Here is a 26,996-nt window from a genome sequence, read left to right as displayed (position 1 = left end):
CATTTATCAGATGGGGTACGGTGATTAGAAGACGCTGTAGCCGCCGTCTACGCGAATGTCAATGCCAGTAACGTACGAGGACGCGTCGCTGGCGAGGAAGAGCACCGTGCTGGCAATCTCGTCATTCGTGCCGAAACGATGCATCGGCACGACCTCGAGCATGGCGTCGTGGCCAGGCATGTCGATACGGCCATTGAAAATTCCAGACCACACGTATCCGGGGGAGATGGTGTTGGAACGGATACCATCCTTGGCGAGCGCGGCAGCAAGGTAACGTGAGTGTTCCATGATGGCCGCTTTGGTGGCGCCATACGCGTTCACCGGCGTCGGACTTCCCATCATGTAGTTCGCGTTGTGTCCGGACAGGGAGGCTGTGAAGATCAGTGAGCCGCCATGACCGTGTTCGCGCATGATTTCATGCGCGATGCGGCCGGTACGGTAGGTGCCGTTGAGGTTGATGTTGATGGTGCGCGTCCATACTTCTTCGGTGGCGTCTTGATCGTCGCCCGGTACGTTGACTCCGGCGTTGAGGAACGCGAAGTCGACGGTGCCCAGCTGTTCCACCAATTGTGTTTTGAGTTCGGCTACTTGTTCGACGTTGGTGACGTCGCAGGTGAGCGCGATGACGTTGGTGCCGAAACGTTCGCTCATGTCTTTCGCCAGTTCGGTGAGCTTGTCTTCTTGGCTGGGCAGGTCGACTAGTGCGACGTCTGCTCCGGCTTGGGCGAGCGCGGCCGCCGCGTTGCGTCCTAGACCGCCTGCGGCTCCGGTGACGAAGCCTTTGCGGCCGCGCATTGAGAATTTGTCGAGTATCGAGTAGTTTGAATCCTCCCATTTGTCGAGGGGATAACGTTCGTCGAAGATTTGTTCGACGGTTTTCTCTGGAATCTTCGATGATTCGTCTGCCATGTTTCGCTCCTTTGCGTGATGGTGACCGCTTTTTTGGATGCGTCCGCGCATCATGTTTTGCGCATCTATGGACCATGTTTGCGGTTGCCTATGCTCGTGCCTGCGGTCGTTCGGCGTCCGTGCCGAACCAATCCGAGTATAGCAAATAAAACGATGGCGGTGCTGTCAGTATTTGTCAGGTAAAACGTAATGAGGAAACCGTAAGGTCAATATAAGAAGATAGTTGATGATTGAAAGGGGAGTGGTGATGACGGATTTGAAAATGTTTTCCAAGCCTGTGGTGTTCACGGATTTCGATGGGGTGCTCAACGCCTTTCCGGATGACAAGCTTTTGCGCAGGGGCGGCGTGAACAAAGTTATGACCTGGGCGAAGCCCGACAGTCCCTACGCGAAAATGTACAATCCTGAAAAAGCGTTCCACCTGAACGGCAACGAAAAAGCCCACACGCCCGTAGGCTCATGGCGCATCCACTGGTCCAGCGAACTATCCGACGCCATGTACGCGTTGGCAGTTGACGGCATTGTGGAATTGTGGTGGCTGTCCACCTGGCAGCCATACTGCAGTCAGATTCTCGACCCGATGCTCGGATGGGATCCCATGCTGGTCGATGTCATCACCTGGTACGATCCTGTCACCAAATGGGGACGTGAGGCAGGCAAATGGCAGACCATCCAACGACGCGTACGCATCGAATGCGAAGAGAATGAACCCGCGCCGATCGTATGGATCGACGATGATGAATGCTTCGAACAGCGCGCGCAGCTCTTGGAGGAACTCCAGCCGAAAGCGCCGGTGCTTATGGTCCGCCCGGACTATCGTATCGGCATCAGCCGTCGCCAATGGAAACTGATCGATACGTTCGTACACCATCCCGAACAGTTCGACACGGTCACGTTCGACATGGAACCAACCTGCAGGATATACGACATCCACCACGGTTTCTAGCCTAAATGAATTACCATGGGAGGATAGTCGAGCGGAATGAAGGAAGGATGGGGTTATGGCGGAACGTATCGTGGAGCGTCTTATCCGAGAGCGTGATACTCGATATGGTGACGGCATTTACACGACCACGCAAATCCAGTTCGCATGGAATTCCAATCATATGGAAGGTTCCACCCTTACTGCCAAACAGACCGCGCAGCTATTTGCCACCGGTACCTATACCACGGATGGCAGCGAACAGGTCAATCCTGATGATGCGTTGGAAACCCGTAATCATTTTGCTGCGTTCCGTTGGATTCTCGACCATGCTGATGAGCCGGTGGACCGGGATATGGTCTGTCACCTGCATGCCATTCTCAAGCAGGGCACCAGACAGGTCTCCGACTCGCTTTTCAACGTGGGCGGCTACAAGACTCGGCCGAACTTTATCGGCAATCCTGTCACTCCGACAAGGACCGCGCTGCCGCAGGATGTTCCCGAATTTATGGACAGGCTGTTTGATATGTGCACGAAACTTGAGGACGAGCCATATCAGATCGCCCGTGTCCATTGGACGTTTGAGAAGATTCACCCATTTTCGGACGGCAACGGTCGAATCGGACGGCTTATCATGTTCAAGGAGCTTTTGCGTATCGATGCGTTGCCTGTCCTTGTCCATGACGCGTATCGTGCGGAGTACGTCAATGGCATCAGTAAGTTTCCGGACGAGCCAGGATGGCTGGTTGATACGCTTCTATTCGAACGGGACCTTTACCGGTCGCATGTTCTGAAAACGGATGCCGAGGCATTGCGTTACACGTACCATGACCAATGGAATATGGCTGAGCATCGGGTGGAACGAGATGAGGATCTGGAATTCGCCAAGCTCATCGACACGAAGGCCCAGCCGTTGTTCAATGAGGAGTATCAGCAGCGCGAACGGCTCCTATGGGGCGAATAGCGGTCCGACTGTGTGTTCCTCCTTCCAAACGTGACATGAACCGAATGTGCATTGAGATGTGCAATTTGTGCACATTGCGGTCGCCGGCCGTTCACCTTGGTGTAAGAAGGAATCAGCCTTCGGACTTTAGCATGAGGTGCAATGGCGCGTATTGAATGCGCGCATACGAGGAAGTGAGAGCTGCATACATGCGTGTATTCGACTTCGATGGAACCATCTATGACGGAGAAAGCCTGTTCGACCTGTACCTGTTTTCGGCCAAATACAATCCGAAAGTATTGCGGTACATCGCCCCGGTACTGCGCTATGCCATCAAATACAAGCTCGGACGAGCCACGTTCGATCAAATGGAATACGGTGTGGGCAAGCTATGCCACGGATATATAAGCGAACTTGCCGAATCGTTGGAATTCGAAGAATTGGTCAACGCCTTCTGGGATCAGAACATGAAGCGCATCAAACCCTGGTATAAGCCACGCGAAGACGATGCGATCCTCACCGCCTCGTTCGACATCACCGTGGGCGAGGCCTGCCGCAGGCTTGGCGTGCAACATTTGGTCTCGTCCACCATCGACGACAACACGTTGAACGTAAACTACCTCAACTTCAACACCAACAAGCCCAAACGATTCCGCGAACTCTACGGAGACAACGTTCGAGTGGACGAATTCTACACAGACAGCCGATTCGACCAGCCCATGATCGACATGGCCCGACGTGCCTACATGGTCAAAGGCAACAAAATCCACCAAGTCAAATAGCCGGAAAGGCTGGAACGGAACACGGCGGCAAGGACCGATCCTGACATCTCCCCTTCGGCATGGACGCCTTGCACGAGCCAGGATGGGCGTCGGTCGGTCATATTGCCGTATATGGAAAATACGACCGACCGCAAAAACAGTTAGAACGACACGCGCTTGGACTGGTTTACGGCAGAAACCTCGCACACGATGCCAACAACTACCGCGAAACACGCTTCACACACAACAAATAAATCAACCAAGCAACAGGCATCGCCAACATAAACACCGGATAAAACCACACAGCAGGCAAATGCCCATACACCAAACCACCCACAAACGGACCAACCGACATACCCAAATCAATACCCGCATAATACGTACTATTCGCAATACCACTGCGCTCGCGGCCTGCGATTACCACGGCCTGCGCCTGCGTGACTGAACTCATCAGACCGTAGCCGACAGCGGTGAAAATCGCAGCCAACAACAGCATCCAATCATTGAACAGGAACGTCATGCATGCGAGCATCGCCAGCATGCCCAACGAGCAGACCGTCAGCCAGAAACGGAAGCCCTTGCTGTCGAACAGGTCGCGCAAGCCCAGTCGCAACACCAATAACGCGACCGCGTAAAACATGAAAAACAGGTCGGATGATACCGGCAGATGACGAGACTGAACATAACTCACGATGAAGGACTGATTTGCGAAATACGCTATAGCAAACATCATGAACGTCAGCGACAACGGCACCACACGCGGTTCTAGAATCGAACGGATCGAAAAACGATGCTTTTTGGTTGCGCTAGCAGAACCGTCAATGTCTACGGCAGTGGAGGGATTCTCCGTTATGGAAGTCTGCTTTTTGCGTACCGGCTGTCCGCCATTCTTCACCATCAGTGTGGCGAGCAGCATGATCACCGCCAGCACCAGCGAACTCAAAAACGTCAGACGATAACCGATGTATTTTTGCGCGCGAATACCCAATGCCGGTCCGACCGCCATAGCCAGCGCGTTCATCGTGCCATACAATCCCATGCCGGCACCCATATGCCGGATCGGCAGCAAAAGCGACATCCACGTGGCCAGGCAGACCGAGCAGCATGCGAAACCAACGCCGTTGATCACGCGAGCCATGATGAGCATGATGGGGGAGTTTGCGAAATAGTACAGCAGTCCGGCGGCGAAATAGAGCACCGTGCCAACCGCCACAAGTGTGCGCTTGCTGGTTTTGTCGGAAAGATTGCCTGCGATAGGGCGGCAGAACAGTGAGATGAAACTCATCGACCCGGCCACCGCACCCATCAGCATGCCGTCCGCGCCCAACGATTCCGCATATCCGGCAACGATCGGATTGGCAAGCATATTGCTCGACATGAAACAGAACGTCGCAAGCATGACCAACGCCATATCACGGGTGATGAGACGATCATGCTTACGCCGGGGCTGTTCGGGCTGGTTCGATTGTTGTGCCGGTTGCTTCTGTCGTACCGATTCAGATGCGGGTATCGTTGGTGCTGTCATGCTTGTTCGCCTCCGAGCATGCAACTGTAGCAGCCTTGACGAAAAACGGCCGTCCACATATTGCGGACGGCCGATGGAGATGGCTTTAACGATGTGAAAGTATGCTTCGCTTACAGAGTTTTTACAGAGCTTTGGCGGCCTGCTCGACAAAACCTTCCATACCGTCGATGTCAACGACATGGTCGAAACGCACGTCGGCGGTCTCCAAACCGCGCAACGCGGCCGGAGCGGTAGTGCCGGTCGCCTCGGCAAGCACGTCCATGCATTCGAAATCCGTGCCGGAAGCATCCAAACCCAAGGACTCGTTGACCACGCGCGGGAACTTGTACGGGCTGGCGGTGCTCAGCAGCACGCGCGGCGTCAGCGGATCGCGAGGCATCTGCTGCATCACGTAATAACCGCACGCGGTATGCGGGTCGATCACATAATGGTTCTTGTTCCAGCAATCCGCGATCATCTCACGCACCTGATCCTCATCGGCCCAGCCGGTGCCGAACAGGGAACGAATCTTGGCCAGCATCGGTTCGGGAACCTCATAGGCGCCCCACTGGTTCAAATCGTTCATCAGCATGGCGATCAGACGAGTGTCCTTGTCGGACATGTAATACAGCATGCGTTCCAGATTCGAGGAGATAAGAATGTCCATCGACGGGGAAATCGTCTGATAGAACGGACGCTGACGGTTATACGTGCCGGAAGTCAGGAAATCGAACAGCACATTGTTCTTATCGGACGCAACAACCAGATGCTTGACCGGCAAGCCTAACAGCTTCGCATAATATCCGGCGAGAATATCGCCGAAATTACCGGTCGGCACCACAAACTCGACCTCATCACCGACATTGATGACCTGCTGTTCGAGCAGCTGCGCGTAAGCGGAGAAATAATAGACGACCTGCGGCACCAAACGTCCCACATTGATCGAATTTGCGGAAGACAGTACCACATGCGAATCGGAAGCCAAACGATTGGCAAGCTCACGATCACCGAAAATGCGTTTGACAGCGGACTGAGCGTCATCGAAATTGCCCTTCACCGCGCAGACATTCACATTCGAACCAGCCTGCGTGCTCATCTGCAGTTCCTGTACCTGGCTAACCTTGCCTTCCGGATAGAACACGGTGATGCCTGTGCCCTCGGCATCCGCGAAACCAGCGAGCGCCGCCTTGCCGGTGTCTCCGGAGGTGGCTGTCACGATCATGATTTTCTCGTTGCCGTCGCCGCCGGCCGGGGTGGTGCGTGCCATGAAACGCGGCAGGATCTGCAATGCGACATCTTTGAATGCGGAGGTCGGGCCGTTAAACAGTTCCATCACGTAGTCATCGCCGAGCGGCTTGACCGGGGTGATCTTTTCGTCGGACCATTGCGCGCCGTACGCTTCATCGATGCATGCCTTGAGTTCGGTTTCGGAGAAGTCGGGCAGCAGCACGCTCAGCACGTCGAATGCGATCTGCTGGTAGGGCTTGCCTGCGAGAGATGCGACGTCTACGTGGGTTTCGCCCAGTGAGTCGGTTACGAACAGGCCGCCGTCGTCGGCGATGCCTTTGCGTATGGCTTGCTTGGAGGTGAGTGAATCGGTGGTGCTGCGAGTGCTGTGGAACGTGGTCACTGGATTTCCTTAGCAATAGAACGGACAATGAACGTCAAACAATATTGAGTGTAGCGTTATGGGCGGGAAGAAGCGTGTTTGGCGTCCGTGGAATGGGACGATGCGTGTTTATGGGTGGTGATTGTTTCCTGCTTGTTTCGTGATTGCTTCCATGTTTCGAAACGCCCTATTCCCTCATGCGATTTGTGCACGTACACTTCATCGTTAAGCCTGCACGTTCGTACGGGCAACGTATTTATCCTCCAAGCCAAGGAGAGCTCAATGACCGCATCGCCTCTCGCGCAAACTCCGAACGACATGTTCAACGCGCCTATCGCCGAAGCAGACCCCGAAATCGCCGAGGTACTCAACGCTGAGTTGTCTCGACAGCAGAACGGCTTGGAGATGATCGCCTCCGAAAACTTCGTGCCGCGTGCCGTGCTTCAGGCTCAGGGTTCCGTGCTGACCAACAAGTATGCCGAAGGCTATCCGGGACGCCGCTACTATGGTGGCTGCGAGCAGGTTGACAAGATCGAAACCATTGCCCGTGAGCGTGCCAAGAGCCTGTTTGGCGCCGAATACGTCAACGTGCAGCCTCACTCCGGCGCACAGGCCAATGCAGCCGTCTACCAGGCGCTCGTCAAGCCGGGCGACACCGTGCTCGGTCTTGCCCTCGATCATGGCGGACATCTCACCCACGGCATGAAAATCAACTTCTCCGGACGTTTCTACCATGCCGAAGCCTACGGAGTCAATCCTGAAACCTTCCGCATCGATCCTGAAATCATCCGCCAGCGCGCGCTTGAAACCCACCCGGCCATGATCATCGGCGGCTGGAGCGCCTACCCGCGTATCGAAGACTTCAAGGCCATGAAGGAAATCGCCGACGAAGTCGGAGCCAAGTTCTGGGTTGATATGGCACACTTCGCGGGCCTTGTCGCGGCCGGACTGCACCCGAGCCCGGTCCCGTACGCCGATGTCGTATCCTCCACGGCTCACAAGACTCTTGGCGGTCCGCGTTCCGGTTTCATTCTCGCCAAGCAGGACTATGCCAAGAAGCTCAACTCCGCGGTCTTCCCGGGTCAGCAGGGCGGTCCGCTCATGCACGTCATCGCAGGCAAGGCCGTCGCGTTCAAGGTCGCAGCCTCTCCGGAGTTCAAGGACCGCATGCAGCGCACCCTCGACGGTGCCAAGATCCTCGCCGAACGCCTCATGTCCGACGATGTCAAGAACAACGGCATCAGCGTCCTCACCGGCGGCACCGACGTCCACCTCGTCATGGTTGATCTGCGCAACAGCGAAATGGACGGCCAGCAGGGCGAAGACCTCCTCGCCCAGTGCGGCATCACCATCAACCGCAACACCGTTCCGTTCGATCCGCGTCCGGCAAGCGTGGCTTCCGGTCTGCGCATCGGCACCAGCGCCCTCGCCACCCGCGGCTTCGGCAACAAGGAATACGAAGAGGTCGCCGACATCATCGGAACCGCACTCGCAGCAGGCAAGGATGCCGACGTGGAAGCCCTCAGGGCTCGCGTCGACAAGCTCGCCGAAGACTTCCCGCTGTATCCGGGTCTCGATCAGATCCACTGATTCCATGTCGAATAACGGTTGATCGAGAACGGTTTCGGATATAAATCTCTGAGGACACGTGACGTGCGAAATCGCGCCCTGTTTCCGATGCTACGACGAAATAATGGTCGAAGCTACGGAACAAGGCGCGATTTCGCGCTAATCTAGGAAATTATGACGAACCCACAGACCCAATCCAACGCCATGGAGCCCGATGTGCTCAACGAGGTGTGCGCCAAAGCCGACGCCGCCCGAATCGCGCAAGCGCAACTTGCCCAAACCAACACGCAGCGTAAAAACGAACTTCTCAACGCCATCGCTGACGCACTCGACGCGCGCGCCAATGAAATCGCGGAAGCCAACGCCATCGACATGCAGAAATCCGCCGAACATGGCATGGACGCAGGCAAACTCGACCGGCTCAAATTTGACGTACCCCGCGTCAACGCAGCCGCACAAGGTGTGCGCCACGTAGCCACCCTACAGGATCCGATCGGTGAAATCGTGCGCGGATACCACCTCGACAACGGTCTGCGACTCGAACAAACCCGCGTGCCCATCGGCGTGCTCGGCATGATCTACGAAGCACGACCCAACGTCACCGTCGACGTCGCGTCACTCTGCATCAAATCAGGCAACGCGGCACTCCTCAGAGGAGGACACGCGGCCGAACGCACCAACGCAGCCACCCTCAACATCATCGCCGACGTATTGCACGAACACGGATATGATGCCGCACTCATCGCTTCCGTCGACGAATACGGGCGTCAAGGCGCCAACGCCATGATGCAGGCCCAAGGCCACATCGACCTGCTTATTCCACGAGGGGGAGCGGGCCTCATCCAAGCCGTCGTGCAAAACTCCAAAGTACCCGTCATCGAAACCGGAGCGGGCAACGTACACATCTACGTCGACCGAACCGGCGACCAAAACAAAGCCATCCCCATCATTCTCAACGCCAAAACGCAACGCGTCGGCGTCTGCAACGCCACTGAAAAACTCCTCGTGCACAGTGACATCGCCGAAGCGTTCCTTCCGCAAATCGCCACAGCGCTTGCCGCAGCCGACGTCGAAGTGCATGCCGACGAACAGGCCTACGAGATCATCGACAAAACCGGTATTGACGGGGTGAAACTGATACATGCCACTGAGGAAGACTGGGATACCGAGTATCTCGCGTTGAAGATCGGCGTCAAAGTGGTCGACTCACTCGACGAGGCCATCAGCCACATTAACCGCCACTCCACAGGGCATACCGAATCCATTATCGCCGAAGACTATTCGGCCATTGAGGAATTCACCTCACGCATCGACTCGGCGGTGGTGATGGTCAACGCGTCCACGCGTTTCACAGATGGGGGAGTGTTCGGCTTCGGCGCGGAACTTGGTATCTCCACGCAAAAAATGCATGCACGCGGGCCCATGGGACTACGCGAAATGACCACGACCAAGTGGATCGGCTACGGAACAGGCCAGGTACGGGCATGAACGAACACAACAATAATGACGGCCAGATGGAGGAAACAATGACTGACGCTAAGAACCCATGGAATGCGGATCTCAATGACCCCTATCTGGGATTGAAGCTCGCATCCGAACGATTAAGCATCGTACGATACGTGTTTCTCGTGCAGATCGAGGACGGCATCGCATCGGCGGCACAGCGTGCTTCACTCGAATACGCCGACGCGGTGCTGATCGGTTGGCCGGAAGTCGATGCCGAAGACGTGGTGGAACTCGACGAAGAGAAGCTTAAAAGCGTCGATGAGCAGATGCGGCTCATGGAACAGTACATCGCCAAATTCAGCGCCATGGAGCGCGAACAGGATATTGACGGCATGACCGATACGCTGATTCGCGTCACCGAACGTGTGGCGGAAGTGCGTCGCGCCTATCAGCCGGACTTCCCTCTGCCGACTTTCGCGGAGATCAGGCGCGTCGTGCAGGACGAGTGGGATGAGGATATGGGCAAAATCGACCCGGACAACGCATCGCCAACGGCAGACAGCATCGGCCGTGAGACCGCGGACGCCGATCAGGAACAAAAAAACGAGGATGCCTCATGACCGGCCCGAAACGCATGCGGCCCGAATCCGCCGAAGCCGATTCCGAACTTGCCATCAGCTATGTGGTGGAACCGGAACGGCGCATGTCCGACCTTTCCGTGGAATCAGCAGGTTCCGCGGTGGCCACAGGCCGACGTTCAGCACGCGGCAACTGGCATAGCAGGCCTCGCATCGGCATCATGGGCGGCACGTTCGACCCCATCCACAACGGCCACTTGGTGGCGGCCTCAGAAGTGTCGTGGGTGTACGACCTCGACGAAGTGATCTTCGTGCCGACGGGACGCCCCGTATTCAAACTCGACAAGAACGTCACCAACGCGGAAGACCGGTATCTCATGACGGTCATCGCCACCGCGTCCAATCCGAAATTCACCGTATCACGCGTGGACATCGACCGTCCGGGAGTCACCTATACCATCGACACGTTGCGAGACATCCGTGCGCAACATCCCGACGCGGAACTCTTCTTCATCACCGGAGCTGACGCGGTCGCGGAAATCATGCAATGGAAAGACGCCGACAAAATGTGGGATCTGGCCCACTTCGTGGCCGTGACCCGCCCCGGGTACTCATCGCCGGAAGGGGTGAAACTGCCGGAAGGCAAGGTCGATACGTTGGAAATACCGGCACTGGCGATTTCCTCGACCGATGTGCGGCGACGTGCGGAGCATGGGGAGCCTGTTTGGTACCTCGTACCGGACGGCGTGGTGCAATATATTGGCAAGCACGGACTGTACCGGTAAATTTCAGGTGAACACGCGCGGGTGAGACGGTCTGCGCAGATGGTTAATATGGGTCACGTCCACTTGACGCGAAAACAGACGTTTGGAGACATGGTGAGCGCAATCCTTGAAGGAAAGCCGGATAAAAACCTTATCCTTGTCACAGGCAGAACACATCCGAAACTGGCGGCGGAAGTCGCCGAACAACTTGGCATTGATGTTCTGGAAACCACAGCATACGACTTCGCCAACGGCGAAATGTACGTGCGCTACACCGAATCCGTGCGTGGCGCGGACGTGTTCGTACTGCAAAGCCACGCAGCCCCGATCAACCAATCGATTATGGAACAGCTCATCATGATTGATGCGCTCAAGCGTGCATCCGCGCGTTCCATCACCGCGGTCTGCCCACTGCTTGGCTACTCGCGCCAAGACAAGAAGCATCGCGGCCGCGAGCCCATTTCCTGCCGTCTCATGTTCGACCTGCTGAAGACCGCAGGTGCCGACCGCATCATGAGTGTCGACCTGCATGCGGCGCAGTCCCAAGGCTTCTTCGACGGTCCTGTCGACCACCTTATCGCTATGCCGGTGCTGGTCGACTACATTCGCGACCGTTTCTCCAACCAGCTTGACAATGTTGCCGTCGTCTCTCCGGATGCGGGCCGCATTCGTGTTGCGGAGCAGTGGGCGCAGCGTCTTGGCGGTGGTCCGCTCGCATTCGTCCACAAGACGCGTGACATCACCCGTCCGAACCAAGCGGTCGCCAACCGAGTCGTGGGCGATGTCGAAGGTAAGGACTGCGTGCTCGTCGACGATCTCATCGATACCGCCGGAACCATTGCCGGTGCATGCAGCGTGCTTAAGGATGCCGGTGCCAAGTCGGTGACTGTCGTCGCCACACATGGCGTGCTGTCTGGTCCCGCCGTCGAACGTTTGAAGAACAGCGGAGCCCGCGAAGTCGTGCTTACCGACACCGTGCCGATTCCTGAAGAGAAGCGTTGGGACGGTTTGACCGTGCTGTCGATCGCGCCGCTGCTGGCCAGCGCCATCCGTGCTGTGTTCGAAGACGGCTCTGTGGCTGAGTTGTTCGACACATATCCGGAGCATCACGGACAGGGCTTCTTGTTCGCCTGATGACGCGTTGTGCGGGCATGCTTAGCGTACGTTCCGCATGTTTGTGGGGTAACTCCCATATCAGTGAAGCGAGTACCGTTGTTTAAGGTGCGCATAACACTTTTTGTGCACCTTAAACAACGTTTTTTATTAGTGCGACACGTCGAGACACGCGGTGTTGGCGACATGTGGCATAATAGACACTTGGCGGTAACCGCAAGGTTTTCCGCCATTCCCCCATGGTGTAATGGCAGCACACGGGTCTTTGGAACCCTTTGTCTTGGTTCGAGTCCAGGTGGGGGAGCCCATTCTCAGACGGCTCTGCGGCGAATGCCGCAGAGCCAATTTTTTTTATTTTTCTTGAGCGCACTTAGAGGAGTGTATGCCCGGTAACATAACTTTATGTGAGCATATACGAACAAACATGATCATTATCTTTCAGTGAAGGCTAATGCCGTTCATTTTTACTAAGCGTTTTTGAGACGAACTTAGGGTTTTTCGCCAAAGAAGGATTCTCTTTGCTTTTTCAACGATATGCCACCTTTTTTGTAATGTTTTAGGGGTATAAAATTTATCTTTAGGGTGTTCTAAAGTGTTTGAAATATCTGAAGTTATCCACTTATCCACAAGAATCAAATGTCAACTTGACGGGGGATGGCTTTTGTGCCTTAATGGTTCTTACACCCCCTCTCAACGATGAGTCGGGCGAATAAGAAAGGGATTCATCATGGATGATTCATGTGAAAATGATGTTCCGCCGCCGGAGGCTAACGAGCCCTTCTCGGAGGTTCCACCTTCTGACCAGGGATCAGCGGCCAATGCGAAGCGCGCTGATAAAAGTGGGAAGAAACGCGAGGGAGAAAACCTGACAGAGTGGGAAAGGATATCTCTTGAGCTTGGCAGAAAGCCGGTTTTCGATTACGATAAAACGCTTCCCTCGTATGATGGGTTTCTTAATTCAGATCTTTTCGGCAGGAAAATACCATTCCATTACATCCAGATAATGCCTGGGCCGTGCGATGCTGAATTTGCCTACTCCATGAACATGTTCGCGGCGCAGTTGATCTGCAATGTTGTCGATATCTTCCGTGGCAGGCAGAAAGAAGCACGCGTGGAAAGGGTATTGAGCGAGGCCTGCATGAGAAAGCTGAGAAATGCCTCCGCTCAGATCGCAGCACAGATGAAGAAGGATGTGAGGATATACGCGCAGTTGGGTCTGCTTCCGATCACCGTATATTACGTTGACAGCTGGTTGGTCTCTCCGACATGCTTCGAAAGCACCGTGCTGATGGGCATTGGAGGACGAAGGCTGTGCAGCAATTTGAAGTGCGTCCTCAAGGGATCTGCTTGGAAGTGCGAAGTCGCTGATTTCGGCGTGTGACGTATAACAAGTAACCATTCAAAACCCTTGGAATTGGCTGAATTCAGCCGTTTTCAAGGGTTTTCAGCGTGCCTTGAGCATACTGCAACTACTATAGGGACTCATGTTGAGAGAATTTGTACCGGAACCTGCGTATAGCACTACGGATGAGGATACCGTTTTCGCACTGCTCTCCAGACGCGCTAAACGTGATCCTGATGATCTCATCGCCCAATGGCAGGACGACGAGACTCGTCGATGGCATGACGTTACGGCGGGGGAGATGCTTGAGCGTGTGCGCGCGGTTGCGAAAGGTCTTCTTGGCCTAGGGGTCAAGGCCGGAAGCATGGTAGTCATCTATTCGCCTACCTGCTACGAATGGGGAGTCATCGATTTTGCCTGCGCCGCAATCGGCGCGGTAAGCGTGCCCGTGTATGAAACCGATTCCGCCAGGCAGGCCGCGTCCATCATCGAAGAGGTGGATCCGATCATCGCCTTTGCCGGTGATTTCGCGCATACACAAACGCTTGAACAGATTCGCGATGAGCACAGCAGCCTGCGCTACGTCTTCAACTTCAAGGCGGATGGTCTTGATGCCGTTGCTGATTTTGGAGAAGGTGTCGGCGAGGACACGCTCGATCAGGTGATTTCCAGGGTCAAGGCCGATGACATGCTCACCATTGTGTACACGTCTGGTTCCACTGGCAAGCCCAAGGGAGCGATGCTGTCTCACCGGAATTTCACGCATATCGTGCTGAACGGCTACATCATTCTCGATGAAATGCTATATCAGCCGAATCGTCTGATGTTGTTCCTGCCGTTGGCGCACTGCTTCGCTCGCTATATTCAGTATGTTGCGATTGGCGGGCAGGGGGTGGTCGGCTATCTGCCCGGAGCCAAGCATCTGCTTGCCGATCTGCGTAGCTTCAAGCCGACCTATCTGCTGGGAGTTCCCCGTGTGTTCGAGAAAGTGTATAACGCGGCTTCGCAAAAGGCCGGAGCGGGTATTCGTGGAAGAGTGTTCGCCAAGGCTTTCGATCATTTTGTGCAATGGTCGAAGGACGAGCAGGAAACCGGACGCCATTCCATTGTGGCTCGTGCCGAACATTCGTTCTTTATGTCTGTCGTAGGCAAATCCATTCGTTCTGCTTTGGGTCCGAACATGAGATATCTGGCTTGTGGCGGCGCTCCTTTGAACGTCGATCTCGCCCATTTCTTCAACGGTATGGATGGCATTACCTTCATTCAGGGCTATGGCATGACGGAAACCGCCGCTCCCATGATTGTCAACTGGCAGGACGCCAACCGCGTCGGTTCCGTAGGCAAGCCCGGGCCGGGCATGGGCGTGCGCACCGATGACGACGGCGAACTGCAGGTGATGGGCCCCAACGTGTTCCTTGGCTACTACAAGAAGCCGGAGCTGACAGCCGATGTCAGGATGGCTGATGGCTGGCTGAAGACCGGCGATTTGGGAACCATCGACGACGACGGATTCGTGTACATTACGGGTCGCAAGAAGGATATCATCATTACGGCCGGCGGTAAGAACGTCAGTCCGGCACCTATGGAAGATGTCATCAACACTTGCCCGATCGTGTCGCATGGTGTGGTGGTCGGTGATGGCAAGCCGTTCATCGGAGCTTTGATTGAGCTTGATCAGGAGATGGTTCGTTCCTGGCTTGCACAGCAGGGACTTGATAGCAACATGCCCATGGAGCAGATCGCGAAGAACGATGCCGTGCGCGCATTCATTCAGCAGTATGTCGAAAAGGCGAATGCGAATGTCTCTCGTGCTGAATCCGTTCGCAAGTTCGAAATCCTCGACGAGGAGTTCAGCCAGGAGAAGGGCACTCTGACGGCGAGCCTGAAAGTTGTCAGGCCGAAGGTGCTTAAGCGGTACGAAAATGTCATCGACAATGTGCTGTATGCGCCGAAGCCATCCAACAAACCGCTGCCAAAGACGGTGCAGATTCTTGACCGAACCACCGAAACGGTCAAGCAGGCTTCCGAATCCATGCGTCAGGCTTCCGAATCCGTAAGTCCGAAGGTTCGGCAGGCATTTGATACCATGCAGGAGAAAATTAAGAAGCAGACCGAAGACGCCGGCGAGTTCCAAACGCCGGAAGACTCATCGGAAACTGAGGAAACAACCATGAACGAGGAGCGATAATCTTGGCAATTCGTGAGATTCGAGTCGTACCTGATCCGGTGCTACGTACCCCCTGTGATCCTATCAAGGAAATTACGCCGGCCGTGCGTCATCTGGTACAGGATCTGCTTGATACCGTTGACGATCCAGGAAGGGCTGGCTTGTCAGCTAATCAGATTGGCGTGAATCTGAGGGCATTTTCCTATAACATCAACGGCAAGATCGGGTATGTGCTCAACCCTGTCCTCGAAGAGACCTGCGGTGAACAATACGGAGATGAGGGATGCCTGTCTGTGCCGGGATTGTGGTACAAGACCCGTCGCGCCGATTACGCTCGTGTGCGTGGCATCGATTTGGAAGGCAAGACGGTCGTGCTGGAAGGTCGTGGCATTATGGGCCGCATGTTGCAGCATGAAACCGATCACTTGAACGGTCATGTCTATCTTGATCGTTTGGAGAAAGAGGAACGCCGAGAGGCGATGCGCTACATGCGCAATCACCACAAGTGATTGTTCGCATCTCACCGATATGACGACTTGGGGTCACGTCTTTGCGAAAAGACGTGACCCCATGGTATTTTATGCCTTGTGTGCCATCCGGCGAAGGGCTTTGTCGTGAAAGTCCTGAGCCACCCAATATTGTCAACCGGCATACAACCAATTCGCGTCATGTTCGCGACGACCTGTGTCGGTCGGCCGACGCCGCAAGGCTTTGGCTGCACGCAGGAACGCATGACCAGGCAAGAACCGACAGAAAGAGGTAGTAATACCATGGCTCAGATCAATATGAGCGACATGCTGAAGGCAGGCCTGCACTTCGGCCACCAGACCCGTCGTTGGAATCCGAAGATGAAGCAGTTCATCCTCACCCAGCGCAACGGCATCCACATCATCAACCTGTTCAAGTCGCTCGACATGATCGACAAGGCCTACGACTTCATCAAGGCTACCGTCGCTCACAACGGCACCGTGCTGTTCGTCGGCACCAAGAAGCAGGCTCAGGAAGCCGTTTCCAATCAGGCTGTCCGCGTGAACATGCCGTACGTTTCCGAGCGTTGGCTCGGCGGTATGCTGACCAACTTCCAGACCGTGTCCAAGCGCGTCTCCCGTCTCAAGGAACTCGAAGAGATGGACTTCACCGACGTGCGTGGTTCCGGTCTGACCAAGAAGGAACTGCTGCTTCTCGAGCGCGAGAAGGACAAGCTGGCTAAGCAGCTGGGCGGTATCCGCAACATGAACCGTACTCCGTCCGCCATGTTCGTGGTTGACGTTAACAAGGAAGCTTTGGCCGTTGAGGAAGCTCACAAGCTGGGCATTCCGGTCGTTGCCATCGTCGACACCAACGCTGATCCGGAGTCCGTCGAGTACCCGATCGCAGCCAACGATGACGCCATCCGCGGCATCGAACTGCTGACCAGCCTCATGGCTGACGCAGTGGCCGAAGGCCTGCTGGAGCGTTCCGGCAAGGCCGCTAAGGCTGAGGGCGAGACCGAGCAGCCGATGGCCGCTTGGGAGAAGGAGCTCCTCACTGAGGGCGCTCCGGCCGCCGATGCACCGGCTGAAGCCGAAGCCGAAGCTGAAGCCAAGGCTGAGTGAAAATATCCACTATGATGGGAGGTGTTGTGCCTCCCATCATATGGGGCATCACTATTTTTCAGAGGAGACAAATCAATGGCAGCAATCACTGCAGCTCTGATCAAGCAGGTGCGCGAGGAAACTGGCGCCGGCATGATGGACGTTAAGAAGGCTCTGACCGAGGCTGAGGGTGACGTGGCTCGCGCCAAGGAAATCATCCGCGCCAAGGGCATCCAGGCCGCTGGCAAGCGCGAAGGTCGCAAGGCTCAGGAAGGCACCATCGCCTCCCAGGTCGTGGAATCCGCCAATGGCCAGACCGGTTACGCCGTCGAACTGAATTCCGAGACCGACTTCGTGGCCAAGACTCCGAAGTTCGTGGAGTTCGCTGACAGCGTGCTCGAAGACGCCGTCAAAGCCGAGGCCGCTTCTGTGGACGAAGTGCTGGCAGCCGCTTCCGGCGAAGCCACCGTGAAGGAAGCCGTCGAAGAGGCGGCCGCTCTGTTCGGTGAGCACGTCAAGGTCGGCCAGTTCGCCAAGGTCGAGGGTCCACACGTTGAGATCTACGCCCACAAGAAGTCCGCTGAGATGCCGCCGAGCATCGTGGCCATGATCGCCACCGATGAGGCCGGCGCTGCTGTGGCTCACGAAGCCGCTCTGCAGATTTCCGCAATGGGTGCCCAGTGGCTGACCCGCGAGGACGTTCCGGCCGATGTGGTCGAGTCCGAGCGCCGCGTGGCCACCGAGAAGTCCTTGGCCGAAGGCAAGCCGGAGAAGATCGTTCCGAAGATCGTGGAAGGCCGTCTCAATGCCTTCTACAAGGAGAACGTCCTGCTCGAGCAGTCCTATGTCAAGGATCCGTCCAAGACCGTTGGCGACCTGTTCAAGGAAGTCGGCGGCGCAGCCGTGGCTTTCGCTCGTGTCGAGGTCGGCAAGGGCGAGGCTGAGTGAATTCGGCTTCAATGGTGAATCCGTGCGTTAGACGCTAGAGATTCCATGAGGTTGGCCATCATCCACAGGGTGATGGCCAACTTTGTTTTCTTCTCGACGCTGTGTCGTTGCGGTGTGGTGTCTGTGTTTGCCGATACTCTTGAGAGCGGTAAATTTCGTGAGTTCTCGGGCAAGAAAGGCTTTTCATGACTGGCGAAAACACTGGTGATAATCCACGCAGAGTGCTGCTCAAACTATCCGGAGAGGCGTTTGGCGGCGGCAAAGTCGGCATTGACACGTCCGTCATCCGCCGTATCGCTGAGGAAATCGTTCCCGCGGTGCAGCAGGGCGTTCAGGTCGCCATCGTCGTCGGAGGCGGCAACTTCTTCCGCGGCGCGGAACTTCAACAGGCTGGAATCGACCGCTCCCGCGGCGATTATATGGGCATGCTGGGCACGGTGATGAATTGCCTCGCTCTGCAGGACTTCTTGGAGCAGGAGGGACAGGCCACGCGCGTGCAGACCGCCATCACCATGGGTCAGGTCGCCGAGCCGTACATTCCGCTCAAGGCCATTCGTCATCTGGAGAAGGGCCGTGTCGTGATTTTCGGCGCTGGTGCCGGTATGCCGTATTTCTCCACTGACACTGTGTCCATTCAGCGTTCTTTGGAAATCCATTGCGATGAGGTGCTGATGGGCAAGAACGGCGTGGACGGCGTTTATACCGCCGATCCTCGTAAGGACGAGAACGCCAAGCGTTTCGCCACATTGAGCTATAATCGTGCCCTCGTCGACAATCTCGCCGTTATGGATGCATCCGCGCTTTCCATGGCCCGCGACAACAAGCAGCGCATCCGTGTTTTCGGGCTCGAAGGCAATGGCAATGTGACCCGCGCCCTTCTCGGTGAGGAAATCGGAACTATGGTTTCCACCGCGGAGTCCACACTCGCTGAATAACGACATTCAACGTCGAATATCGATCAAACAACCAACAACAAGGAGTACAAATGGCAACTATTGTCGAACAGGCCAAGGCACAGATGGCCAAGTCCGTGGAATCCACCAAGGAGAACTTCTCCGGCATTCGTACCGGCCGCGCGAATCCGGCGCTGCTCAACGGTATCACCGTTGATTATTATGGAGCTCCGACCCCGCTGAAGGCCGTCGCCACCATCGGCGTGCCGGAACCGCGTACCCTGTCCGTCACTCCGTTTGACGCGTCCCAGGCCAATGCCGTCGAGAAGGCGTTGCGTGATTCCGATCTGGGCGCCAGCCCGCGTCGCGACGGCAACGTCATTCGCCTGACCATGCCGGAGCTGACCGAGGAACGTCGCAAGGAATATGTCAAACTCGCCAAGGGCAAGGCGGAAGATGGCAAGGTCGCAGTGCGCAACATCCGACGCAAGGCCAAGGAATCCCTTGACAAGGCCATCAAGGACGGCGAGATGGGTGAGGACGAGGGCGATCGTCTGCTCAAGGAGCTCGACAAGATCACCAAGCAGACCACTGATGAACTTGATACCCTGCTCGAAGCCAAGCAGAAGGAGATCATGGAGGTCTGAGAGACCTTCATCTCCTGAAAAGAATCGACGCACAGCCAGACAGGGAACATGATGGAACATCAGGAACAGCTCGAAAAAGAAACCGAAGAGGCCATCAACGCCATCAACAAGAAGACGGGGCGTAATATGCCGCAGGCCATCGCCACAGGGGCGGTGCTCGTCATCCTCATCTTGGCGTGTCTGCTGATCAGCATTGACTTGTTCGTCTATCTGGTTGTGCTGTTCATGGTGCTTGCCCTTTGGGAGCTGCGCGTCGATTTCGCCACTGCGGGACTTCATATTCCCGTGGCGGTGTTGTGGGTATGTTCGGCGGCGACGTTGCTGTCCACCTATTACAGCGAACGTCATATCGTCGCCATGACGGTATGCGTGCTGGTGTCTTTGGTGGTCGTAGCGATCGCCGCCAGCGCTAAAGTGACGTTCGGCAGCCGCATCTCTCTGGCCGTGGCGGATAAGCTTTCCCACACCGATGCAGGCGCAAGACTTGAATCCTCCTTCAACCATGAGCAGGGAGAGGTAAGCCATAGCAGGCTGAGCCATGTCGCGGTCTCCATGTTCACCGTGCTGTACATTCCGCTTCTGGCTTCCTGCCTCATCATGCCGTTGACATTCAATGATCATCCCGTCGCGCATGCTATTATGATGGTATTCATGCCCGCGTTGAGCGATACCGGTGGTTTGTTCGCCGGGGCATGGCTGGGCAAGCACAAGCTAAGCCCCCGCATTTCGCCGAAGAAATCGTGGGAGGGTCTTGCAGGTTCCATTCTGTTCTCCATGATCGGATCTTTTGCCGTGATGTTCTGCACGTACGGGTCGGATGTGTGGATTTCCCGCTGGTGGGTTCCTGTCGTGGCCGGTTTCATGATCGGCATCGCCGGAACGTTTGGCGATTTGTGCGCATCCATGTTGAAGCGAGATATCGGCATCAAGGACATGGGACACCTGCTTAAGGGACACGGTGGCGTGATGGATCGTGTGGATTCCATTCTGCTGTGCGCGCCGTTCGTGTGCGTGCTGCTGTGGGCAACTGGAATGTGAGAAAGGCAAACACAAGCATGAGCGACTCCGTGAATTCCACGAAGGATTTGCCGGAAACCGGTATTACTCCAGGAGGCACTACCGGTGCCTTCCGCGACGTGCTTTCCAAAGATCATGCGCGTCGAGGCAAGCCGCCGCTGCATTTTGCTGATATGACTGAAGACGAACGTATCGCGAAAGCCAAGGATCTTGGACTTCCGAAATTCAGAGTCAAGCAGCTTGCCAATCATTACTATGGGCATTTCGACGTCGCTGCCGAAGAGTTCTCTGACTTTCCTGCAGCGAAACGAGCCGAAGCCGCAGAGGCGTTTTTCCCAACGCTCATTACCGAAGTGACCCGTCAAGTGGCCGATGAGGGCACTACTATCAAAACGCTATGGCGTCTGTTCGACGGTTCTCTTATTGAGTCCGTGCTCATGCGGTATCCCACCCGCACCACCTTATGCATTTCCAGCCAGGTAGGCTGTGGAATGGGCTGCCCGTTCTGTGCCACAGGTCAATTGGGTCTGACGAGAAACATGTCGGCAGGCGAGATTCTGGAACAGGTTCGTGTGGCCGCGAAAGCCATGCACGACGGCGAAGTCGCTGGTGGTCTCGGGCGCCTGAGCAACATCGTGTTCATGGGCATGGGCGAACCTATGGGCAATTACAAGTCCGTATTGAGCGCTGTACGCCAAATCAGCGCCATGCCACCTGAAGGTTTCGGCATTTCGGCACGCAACATCACCGTCTCCACGGTCGGTGTGGTACCAGGTATCAAGAAACTCACGGCAGAAGGCATTCCGGTGCGTTTGGCCGTGTCCTTGCACGCTCCGAGCGATGAGTTGCGAGACGAGCTCGTTCCAATGAACAAGCGTTTCAATACTACGCAGGTGCTTGATGCGGCACATGACTATTACTTGGCTTCGAAACGTCGCGTAAGCATCGAATATGCTCTGATGCGCGGTATCAATGATCAAGCCGAGCATGCCAAATTACTTGCTAAGCGATTGAACCATTATGGTGACAATTGGGCTCATGTCAATCCGATTCCGCTCAATCCCATCGAAGGATCGAAATGGACCGCTTCGAAGCCTGAGGATGAACAGCAGTTCCTTGATATCCTTCATAAAGCAGGCATTACTGCGACGTTGCGAGACACGCGCGGGCAGGATATCGATGGTGCATGCGGGCAGCTCGCAGCTAAGGAACAAGATTAGATTTCAAGGAAAGATGCTTGTTCTGTCCGCTACTCGGACTTCCGACGAACATGCGTAACGTAAAACGGTTACTCTTGCATTCGTTGCACACATGATTATGCGCGAAGGAGTAAAATAGCATGTCACTGGCAGTCCGAGTCATTCCATGTCTTGATGTTGATGCGGGACGAGTAGTCAAGGGCGTGCATTTCGAGAATCTTCGCGATGCCGGCGATCCGGTTGAACTTGCCGCGGAATACTACCGTCAGGGTGCCGACGAACTGACTTTCCTCGATGTGACCGCTTCGAGCTCGCATCGGCAGACCATGGTCGATGTGGTGAGTCGAACTGCCGAACAGATTTTCATCCCATTGACCGTGGGTGGAGGCGTACGTGCCCCTGAAGATGTGGATTCTCTGCTGCGTTGCGGAGCTGACAAGGTAGGAGTCAACACTGCGGCCATCAATGATCCGACGCTGATTGGCCGTGTCGCAGAACGATTCGGCAACCAAGTGCTCGTATTATCCGTCGATGCACGCCGTGAGCAGGGCGAGCGACACACTCAGTCGGGCTTTGAAGTAACCACCATGGGAGGCCGCAAATCCACCGGCATTGACGCTATCTGGTGGGTCAAGCGTGCTCAGGAGTTGGGCGCGGGGGAGATCCTGCTGAATTCCATGGACGCGGATGGTACCCAACAGGGTTTTGACTTGGAAATGATTAAAGCCGTGCGTAAGGAAGTGAAGATTCCGATCATCGCTTCCGGAGGTGCGGGCAAGGCTGCCGATTTCCCCCCGGCGATCGAAGCCGGAGCGGATGCCGTGTTGGCCGCGTCGATCTTCCATTACGGCAAAGTCACCATCGGCGAAGTCAAGGATGCCATCAAGGCCGCCGGCTATACCGTGCGATGAAAGCCGAAAACCGCAAAACAGGCGAATAACGTAATCAATAATCGAAGAAACAAATCAATAACACCATCATGACCAACGAAGCATACGACAACAGCACTATTCTTGACCCACGAATCGCAGAACGTCTCAAGAGGGACGATAAAGGACTGGTGGCAGCCGTCATCCAGCAATTCGACACCAAAGAAGTGCTGATGGTCGGCTACATGAACGACGAAGCCATACGACGCACCCTGATGACTGGTCGCGTCACGTTCTGGTCGAGGTCCAGGCAGGAGTACTGGCGCAAGGGAGACACTTCCGGACATGCCCAGTATGTGAAGTCCTTCGCACTGGATTGCGATGGGGATGCCATTCTGGTTGAAGTCGATCAAGTGGGAGCGGCCTGCCATACCGGCAAACGATCCTGCTTCGAAGAAGGCGGGCAACTGCCCGTGGTCGTAGGATACCGTACCAAGGAACAGGAGGGCCAGCGATGAGTGAATGCAGCGTACAAGCACTCAAGTGGGGCGCCACCTGGCCGAGTCGCGAACAATTCCACGAATTGGCTGATCAGGGATATCGTGTGATTCCGATTGTGCGCCGACTTCTGGCTGATTCGTTGACTCCTGTCGGATTCTATGAACGCCTTGCTGCAGGACGTTCCGGCACATTCATTCTTGAATCCGCGGAATTTGGCGGCACGTGGAACAGATACAGCTTCATCGGTGTGAATTCCATGGCTCAGTTGCGTTCCAACAACGGCAAGGCCGATTGGTTGGGTCAGGTTCCCGCAGGCGTGCCTACCGAAGGCGATGTGATGGAAGTCGCGCATGCTGCGCTGAAAACACTGAAAGCGCCGCATGTCGAAGGACTGCCGAACCTGACCAGTGGTCTGGTCGGTACCGTCGGTTGGGATGCGATTCGCCATTGGGAACCGACCTTGCGTGCCGAGGCGCCGAACGAGACCGGGCAGCCGGAAACAGTTCTGGCATTGGCCACGGATATTGCTGTGGTCGACCATGTGTCCGGATCGGTATGGATGATCGCCAATGCGGTGAACGTAGACGATCGATCCACCCGTGCCGATGCGGCATACGACGAGGCGGTGGCGCGATTGGATGATATGCAGCGTAAGGCCGCCACGCCTGTCGAAGGTGAAGCTCGCATCAATGTGTTGGATGAGACCATTAGCCAGCCCGAGCTTCGTTTCCGTACGGAGAAGAGCGATTATGAGCGTTCCGTTGAAATCGCCAAGCAGCACATCATCGATGGTGACGTGTTCCAGGTGGTCATTTCCCAGCGTCTTGACATTGATTCGCCAGCCGATCCATTCGACGTGTACCGCGTGCTTCGTACGCTCAACCCCAGCCCATACATGTATTTCATGTCGTTGACCGATGCGCAGGGGCGTGACTTCAACGTTATTGGATCCAGCCCGGAAACGCTGATCAAAGTGGACAATGGCCATGCCATGACCTTCCCGATTGCCGGTTCGAGGCCTCGTGGCACCACTATTGAGGAAGACGAGCAACTTGCCAAGGATCTGCTTGCCGATCCAAAAGAACGTAGCGAACACATCATGCTCGTTGATCTTTCCCGCAATGATCTGAGCCGTGTATGTCTTCCGGAAAGCGTGGAAGTCGTATCCTTGATGGATATCAAACGATTCAGCCACATTACGCACATCTGTTCGACCGTTACCGGGCGAGTTAACCCCGACATGACGTCGTTCGATGTGTTCACGTCGGCATTCCCAGCCGGAACGCTTTCCGGTGCGCCAAAACCACGTGCCATTGAAATCATCGACGAGCTTGAGCCCGCAGATCGTGGCATTTATGGCGGCACTGTCGGCTATTTCGATTTTTCAGGCAACCTCGATATGGCAATCGCCATTCGAACGGCATTCATCCGCGACCATGAAGCGAGCGTGCAGGCCGGAGCCGGAATCGTACTTGATTCCGTGCCGGCCAGTGAGTGGCAGGAGACTCGCAACAAGGCCGAGGCCAGCGTCGAAGCGGTGCAGATCGCCTCGCAGCTTCGCCAGTTGTGAGTCAAATCAAGCTAACCAATCGAGTAAAATGCTGAAAGGAACACCATGTCTGTACTCGATGAACTGGTGGCGGGAGCTGTCGAAGACCAACGAGCACGTGAACAGAACATTTCCCTTGATGAGGTGAAGCGTCAGACATTCGAAGCGCCGGCCCCTATTGATGCGCGACAGTGGCTGAAAAAAGCGGATGGCATTCCGGTGATCGCGGAGATTAAAAGGGCTTCGCCATCGAAAGGGCACCTTAGCGACATTCCTGATCCTGCCGCATTGGCCAGGGAATACGAAAAAGGAGGTGCCAGCGCGATTTCCGTGCTGACCGAAGGTCGTCGATTCCTTGGATCGCTTGATGATTTCGATAAGGTCCGTGCAGCCGTGAAAATTCCAGTGTTGCGCAAGGATTTCATTGTCACGGAATACCAGATTTGGGAGGCACGGGCGCATGGCGCCGATTTGGTGCTGCTGATTGTTGCCGCGTTGGATGACGACAAGCTCAAGTCTTTGCTTGAACTGGCGCATAGCCTCAATATGACGGTGCTGGTCGAAACGCACACTCGCGAGGAGATTCAGCGCGCGATCAATGCCGGAGCGCGAGTCATCGGCATCAATGCACGAAATCTCAAGGATCTCAAGGTCGATGTGAACAAATACAACGAGCTTGCCGCCGATTTGCCGGACGATGTGATCCGCGTAGCGGAATCTGGAGTGTTCGGATCGGTGGAACTTGAGGATTATGCCCGCGCCGGAGCCGACGCGGTGCTGGTTGGCGAAGGTGTCGCAACCGCATCCAACCATGAACAGGCTGTGGAGCGACTAGTAAAGGCAGGAGCAAGAGTGAAAGCATCCGAACAAACCCCGTTGGCAAGTCATGAAGGACCGTATTTCGGTCAGTTCGGTGGACGCTATGTGCCGGAAGCGCTGATTACAGCGCTTGACGAGCTTGAACGTGTCTACGAGGAAGCCAAGGCTGATCCGGAATTTCATAAGGAACTGGCTCGATTGAACCAGCAGTATGTCGGTCGTCCGTCACCGTTGACCGATGCGCCGCGCTTTGCCGAGCGTCTGAGGGAAAAGACTGGTCTTGACGCCCGCGTGTTCCTCAAGCGTGAGGATTTAAACCACACTGGCGCGCACAAGATCAACAATGCACTCGGTCAGGCCCTGCTGGTCAAGCGCATGGGCAAGACTCGGGTCATTGCTGAAACCGGTGCAGGTCAGCACGGTGTCGCCACCGCTACGGTGTGCGCCATGCTTGGACTGAAGTGCCGTATCTACATGGGCCAAATCGATGCGCGTCGTCAGGCCCTGAACGTTGCACGTATGCGCATGCTTGGTGCGGAAGTCGTGGAAGTCACCTTGGGCGATCACATCCTTAAGGACGCCATCAACGAGGCTCTTCGTGACTGGGTTACCAATGTAAAAGACACTCACTACCTGCTGGGCACTGTTGCCGGTCCGCATCCATTCCCGGCTATGGTGCGCGATTTCCAGAAGATCATCGGCGAGGAAGCTAAGCAGCAGCTTCAGGATTGGTATGGTATCGATCACCCGGATGCGGTTTGTGCATGCGTCGGTGGCGGTTCCAATGCCATCGGCATCATGAATGCGTTCCTTGATGACGAACGCGTGAACCTGTACGGCTATGAGGCAGGCGGCAATGGTCCGGAATCCGGACGCCATGCCATTCGCTTCGCACCGGGAACCGGTGAACTGGGTATGTTCCAAGGTGCCAAGAGCTATCTTCTTGAGAATTCCGAAGGCCAGACCCTCGATACGTATTCCATCTCCGCTGGTTTGGACTACGCCTCTGTGGGCCCGGAGCACGCATGGCTCAAGGAAATCGGACGTGTCAATTATTCTTGGGCGACCGATGAGGAAGCCATGAGCGCTTTCAAGGATCTCTGCGAGACCGAAGGCATTATTCCGGCGATCGAAAGTTCCCATGCCGTTGCAGGCGCATACAAGGCGGCTGAGGATCTCAAGGCCAAGGGATATGAGCATCCGGTCATGATCATCAACATTTCCGGTCGTGGGGACAAGGATATGAACACTGCCGGCAAATGGTTCGGTTATCTGACCGACGAGCAAGCCAAAGCGCTCGAAGCCAATGGAGCCCAGGGCAATAACGCGGACGGCGAGTGAAAGAAGGAGTAT

At 55.7% G+C, this 26,996-nt stretch carries 24 protein-coding genes and 1 tRNA gene; 22 read left to right on the top strand and 3 right to left on the bottom strand.

Features of this window, described 5'->3' with window-relative positions; all coding sequences use genetic code 11:
* Window positions 1-24: 24 nt before the first annotated feature.
* Window positions 25-909: an SDR family NAD(P)-dependent oxidoreductase gene (locus BBPC_RS05175; RefSeq protein WP_051922677.1), complete on the bottom strand. Its 885-nt coding sequence runs from the start codon at window positions 907-909 to the stop codon at window positions 25-27.
* A 247-nt stretch (window positions 910-1,156) separates the two neighbouring features.
* On the opposite strand from BBPC_RS05175, the gene BBPC_RS05170 reads away from it, so the two are divergent.
* The 3 genes from BBPC_RS05170 (at window position 1,157) to BBPC_RS05160 (ending at window position 3,556) form a co-directional block, all read left to right on the top strand.
* Window positions 1,157-1,855 (top strand): hypothetical protein, encoded by a 699-nt coding sequence (locus tag BBPC_RS05170; RefSeq protein WP_033524107.1) that lies wholly within the window; start codon window positions 1,157-1,159, stop codon window positions 1,853-1,855.
* A gap of 55 nt (window positions 1,856-1,910) precedes the next feature.
* Complete coding sequence (locus BBPC_RS05165; protein ID WP_004222279.1) at window positions 1,911-2,795, top strand: Fic family protein; 885 nt, start codon at window positions 1,911-1,913, stop codon at window positions 2,793-2,795.
* Between the two features lie 188 nt (window positions 2,796-2,983).
* On the top strand, window positions 2,984-3,556 hold the full coding sequence (locus BBPC_RS05160; protein ID WP_033524106.1) for a haloacid dehalogenase-like hydrolase: 573 nt from the start codon (window positions 2,984-2,986) through the stop codon (window positions 3,554-3,556).
* Between the two features lie 199 nt (window positions 3,557-3,755).
* Here BBPC_RS05160 and BBPC_RS05155 read toward each other — a convergent pair whose 3' ends face one another.
* Both BBPC_RS05155 and thrC read right to left on the bottom strand, forming a co-directional pair.
* The gene (locus BBPC_RS05155) at window positions 3,756-5,060 is read right to left on the bottom strand and encodes an MFS transporter (protein WP_270201604.1); all 1,305 of its coding nucleotides are present in this window, start codon (window positions 5,058-5,060) and stop codon (window positions 3,756-3,758) included.
* A 121-nt stretch (window positions 5,061-5,181) separates the two neighbouring features.
* On the bottom strand, window positions 5,182-6,669 hold the full coding sequence (thrC, locus tag BBPC_RS05150; protein WP_004222270.1) for a threonine synthase: 1,488 nt from the start codon (window positions 6,667-6,669) through the stop codon (window positions 5,182-5,184).
* 261 nt (window positions 6,670-6,930) lie between these two features.
* Between thrC and glyA the strand changes: the two genes are divergently transcribed.
* The 19 genes from glyA (at window position 6,931) to BBPC_RS05055 (ending at window position 26,984) form a co-directional block, all read left to right on the top strand.
* Window positions 6,931-8,238 carry a serine hydroxymethyltransferase gene (glyA, locus tag BBPC_RS05145; RefSeq protein ID WP_004222266.1) on the top strand — a complete coding sequence of 436 codons (1,308 nt, stop codon included), beginning with the start codon at window positions 6,931-6,933 and terminating at the stop codon, window positions 8,236-8,238.
* 153 nt (window positions 8,239-8,391) lie between these two features.
* Complete coding sequence (locus tag BBPC_RS05140; protein WP_004222264.1) at window positions 8,392-9,705, top strand: glutamate-5-semialdehyde dehydrogenase; 1,314 nt, start codon at window positions 8,392-8,394, stop codon at window positions 9,703-9,705.
* Between the two features lie 38 nt (window positions 9,706-9,743).
* On the top strand, window positions 9,744-10,283 hold the full coding sequence (locus BBPC_RS05135; RefSeq protein WP_033524105.1) for a hypothetical protein: 540 nt from the start codon (window positions 9,744-9,746) through the stop codon (window positions 10,281-10,283).
* Window positions 10,284-10,297: 14 nt separating this feature from the next.
* Entirely contained in the window at window positions 10,298-11,026 is a 729-nt protein-coding gene (nadD, locus tag BBPC_RS05130) for a nicotinate-nucleotide adenylyltransferase (RefSeq protein WP_047749747.1), read from the top strand.
* A gap of 90 nt (window positions 11,027-11,116) precedes the next feature.
* Window positions 11,117-12,139, top strand: a complete 1,023-nt coding sequence (locus tag BBPC_RS05125; RefSeq protein WP_033524032.1) for a ribose-phosphate diphosphokinase — start codon at window positions 11,117-11,119, stop codon at window positions 12,137-12,139.
* A 212-nt stretch (window positions 12,140-12,351) separates the two neighbouring features.
* Window positions 12,352-12,422: transfer RNA gene (locus tag BBPC_RS05120), tRNA-Gln, on the top strand.
* Between the two features lie 423 nt (window positions 12,423-12,845).
* On the top strand, window positions 12,846-13,499 hold the full coding sequence (locus BBPC_RS05115) for a hypothetical protein (RefSeq protein ID WP_004222253.1): 654 nt from the start codon (window positions 12,846-12,848) through the stop codon (window positions 13,497-13,499).
* A gap of 103 nt (window positions 13,500-13,602) precedes the next feature.
* Entirely contained in the window at window positions 13,603-15,648 is a 2,046-nt protein-coding gene (locus tag BBPC_RS05110) for an AMP-dependent synthetase/ligase (RefSeq protein ID WP_004222251.1), read from the top strand.
* A gap of 2 nt (window positions 15,649-15,650) precedes the next feature.
* Window positions 15,651-16,136, top strand: coding sequence for a peptide deformylase (gene def / locus BBPC_RS05105; protein ID WP_033524031.1), 486 nt, complete (start codon window positions 15,651-15,653; stop codon window positions 16,134-16,136).
* Window positions 16,137-16,397: 261 nt separating this feature from the next.
* Entirely contained in the window at window positions 16,398-17,222 is an 825-nt protein-coding gene (rpsB, locus tag BBPC_RS05100; RefSeq protein WP_004222247.1) for a 30S ribosomal protein S2, read from the top strand.
* Window positions 17,223-17,297: 75 nt separating this feature from the next.
* Entirely contained in the window at window positions 17,298-18,149 is an 852-nt protein-coding gene (tsf, locus tag BBPC_RS05095) for a translation elongation factor Ts (RefSeq protein WP_004222246.1), read from the top strand.
* 185 nt (window positions 18,150-18,334) lie between these two features.
* A complete protein-coding gene (pyrH, locus tag BBPC_RS05090; protein WP_004222244.1) occupies window positions 18,335-19,084 on the top strand; it encodes a UMP kinase in 750 nt (249 codons plus the stop codon).
* A 50-nt stretch (window positions 19,085-19,134) separates the two neighbouring features.
* The gene (gene frr / locus BBPC_RS05085; RefSeq protein WP_004222243.1) at window positions 19,135-19,689 is read left to right on the top strand and encodes a ribosome recycling factor; all 555 of its coding nucleotides are present in this window, start codon (window positions 19,135-19,137) and stop codon (window positions 19,687-19,689) included.
* A gap of 51 nt (window positions 19,690-19,740) precedes the next feature.
* Entirely contained in the window at window positions 19,741-20,727 is a 987-nt protein-coding gene (locus tag BBPC_RS05080; RefSeq protein ID WP_022244819.1) for a phosphatidate cytidylyltransferase, read from the top strand.
* A 17-nt stretch (window positions 20,728-20,744) separates the two neighbouring features.
* Window positions 20,745-21,926 (top strand): 23S rRNA (adenine(2503)-C(2))-methyltransferase RlmN, encoded by a 1,182-nt coding sequence (gene rlmN / locus BBPC_RS05075; protein ID WP_004222239.1) that lies wholly within the window; start codon window positions 20,745-20,747, stop codon window positions 21,924-21,926.
* A 119-nt stretch (window positions 21,927-22,045) separates the two neighbouring features.
* Entirely contained in the window at window positions 22,046-22,816 is a 771-nt protein-coding gene (gene hisF / locus BBPC_RS05070) for an imidazole glycerol phosphate synthase subunit HisF (RefSeq protein ID WP_004222237.1), read from the top strand.
* 68 nt (window positions 22,817-22,884) lie between these two features.
* Complete coding sequence (gene hisI / locus BBPC_RS05065; RefSeq protein ID WP_004222236.1) at window positions 22,885-23,292, top strand: phosphoribosyl-AMP cyclohydrolase; 408 nt, start codon at window positions 22,885-22,887, stop codon at window positions 23,290-23,292.
* Window positions 23,289-24,845, top strand: coding sequence for an anthranilate synthase component I (gene trpE, locus BBPC_RS05060; RefSeq protein ID WP_004222233.1), 1,557 nt, complete (start codon window positions 23,289-23,291; stop codon window positions 24,843-24,845). The genes hisI and trpE overlap by 4 nt, the downstream gene beginning before the upstream one ends.
* A gap of 45 nt (window positions 24,846-24,890) precedes the next feature.
* A complete protein-coding gene (locus BBPC_RS05055; protein ID WP_004222232.1) occupies window positions 24,891-26,984 on the top strand; it encodes a bifunctional indole-3-glycerol phosphate synthase/tryptophan synthase subunit beta in 2,094 nt (697 codons plus the stop codon).
* Window positions 26,985-26,996: the final 12 nt, after the last annotated feature.

It is taken from the genome of Bifidobacterium pseudocatenulatum DSM 20438 = JCM 1200 = LMG 10505, assembly GCF_001025215.1.
Lineage (GTDB): Bacteria > Actinomycetota > Actinomycetes > Actinomycetales > Bifidobacteriaceae > Bifidobacterium > Bifidobacterium pseudocatenulatum.
Note: the sequence above shows the minus strand (reverse complement) of the source record. Positions and strands in the feature narration are given on the sequence as shown.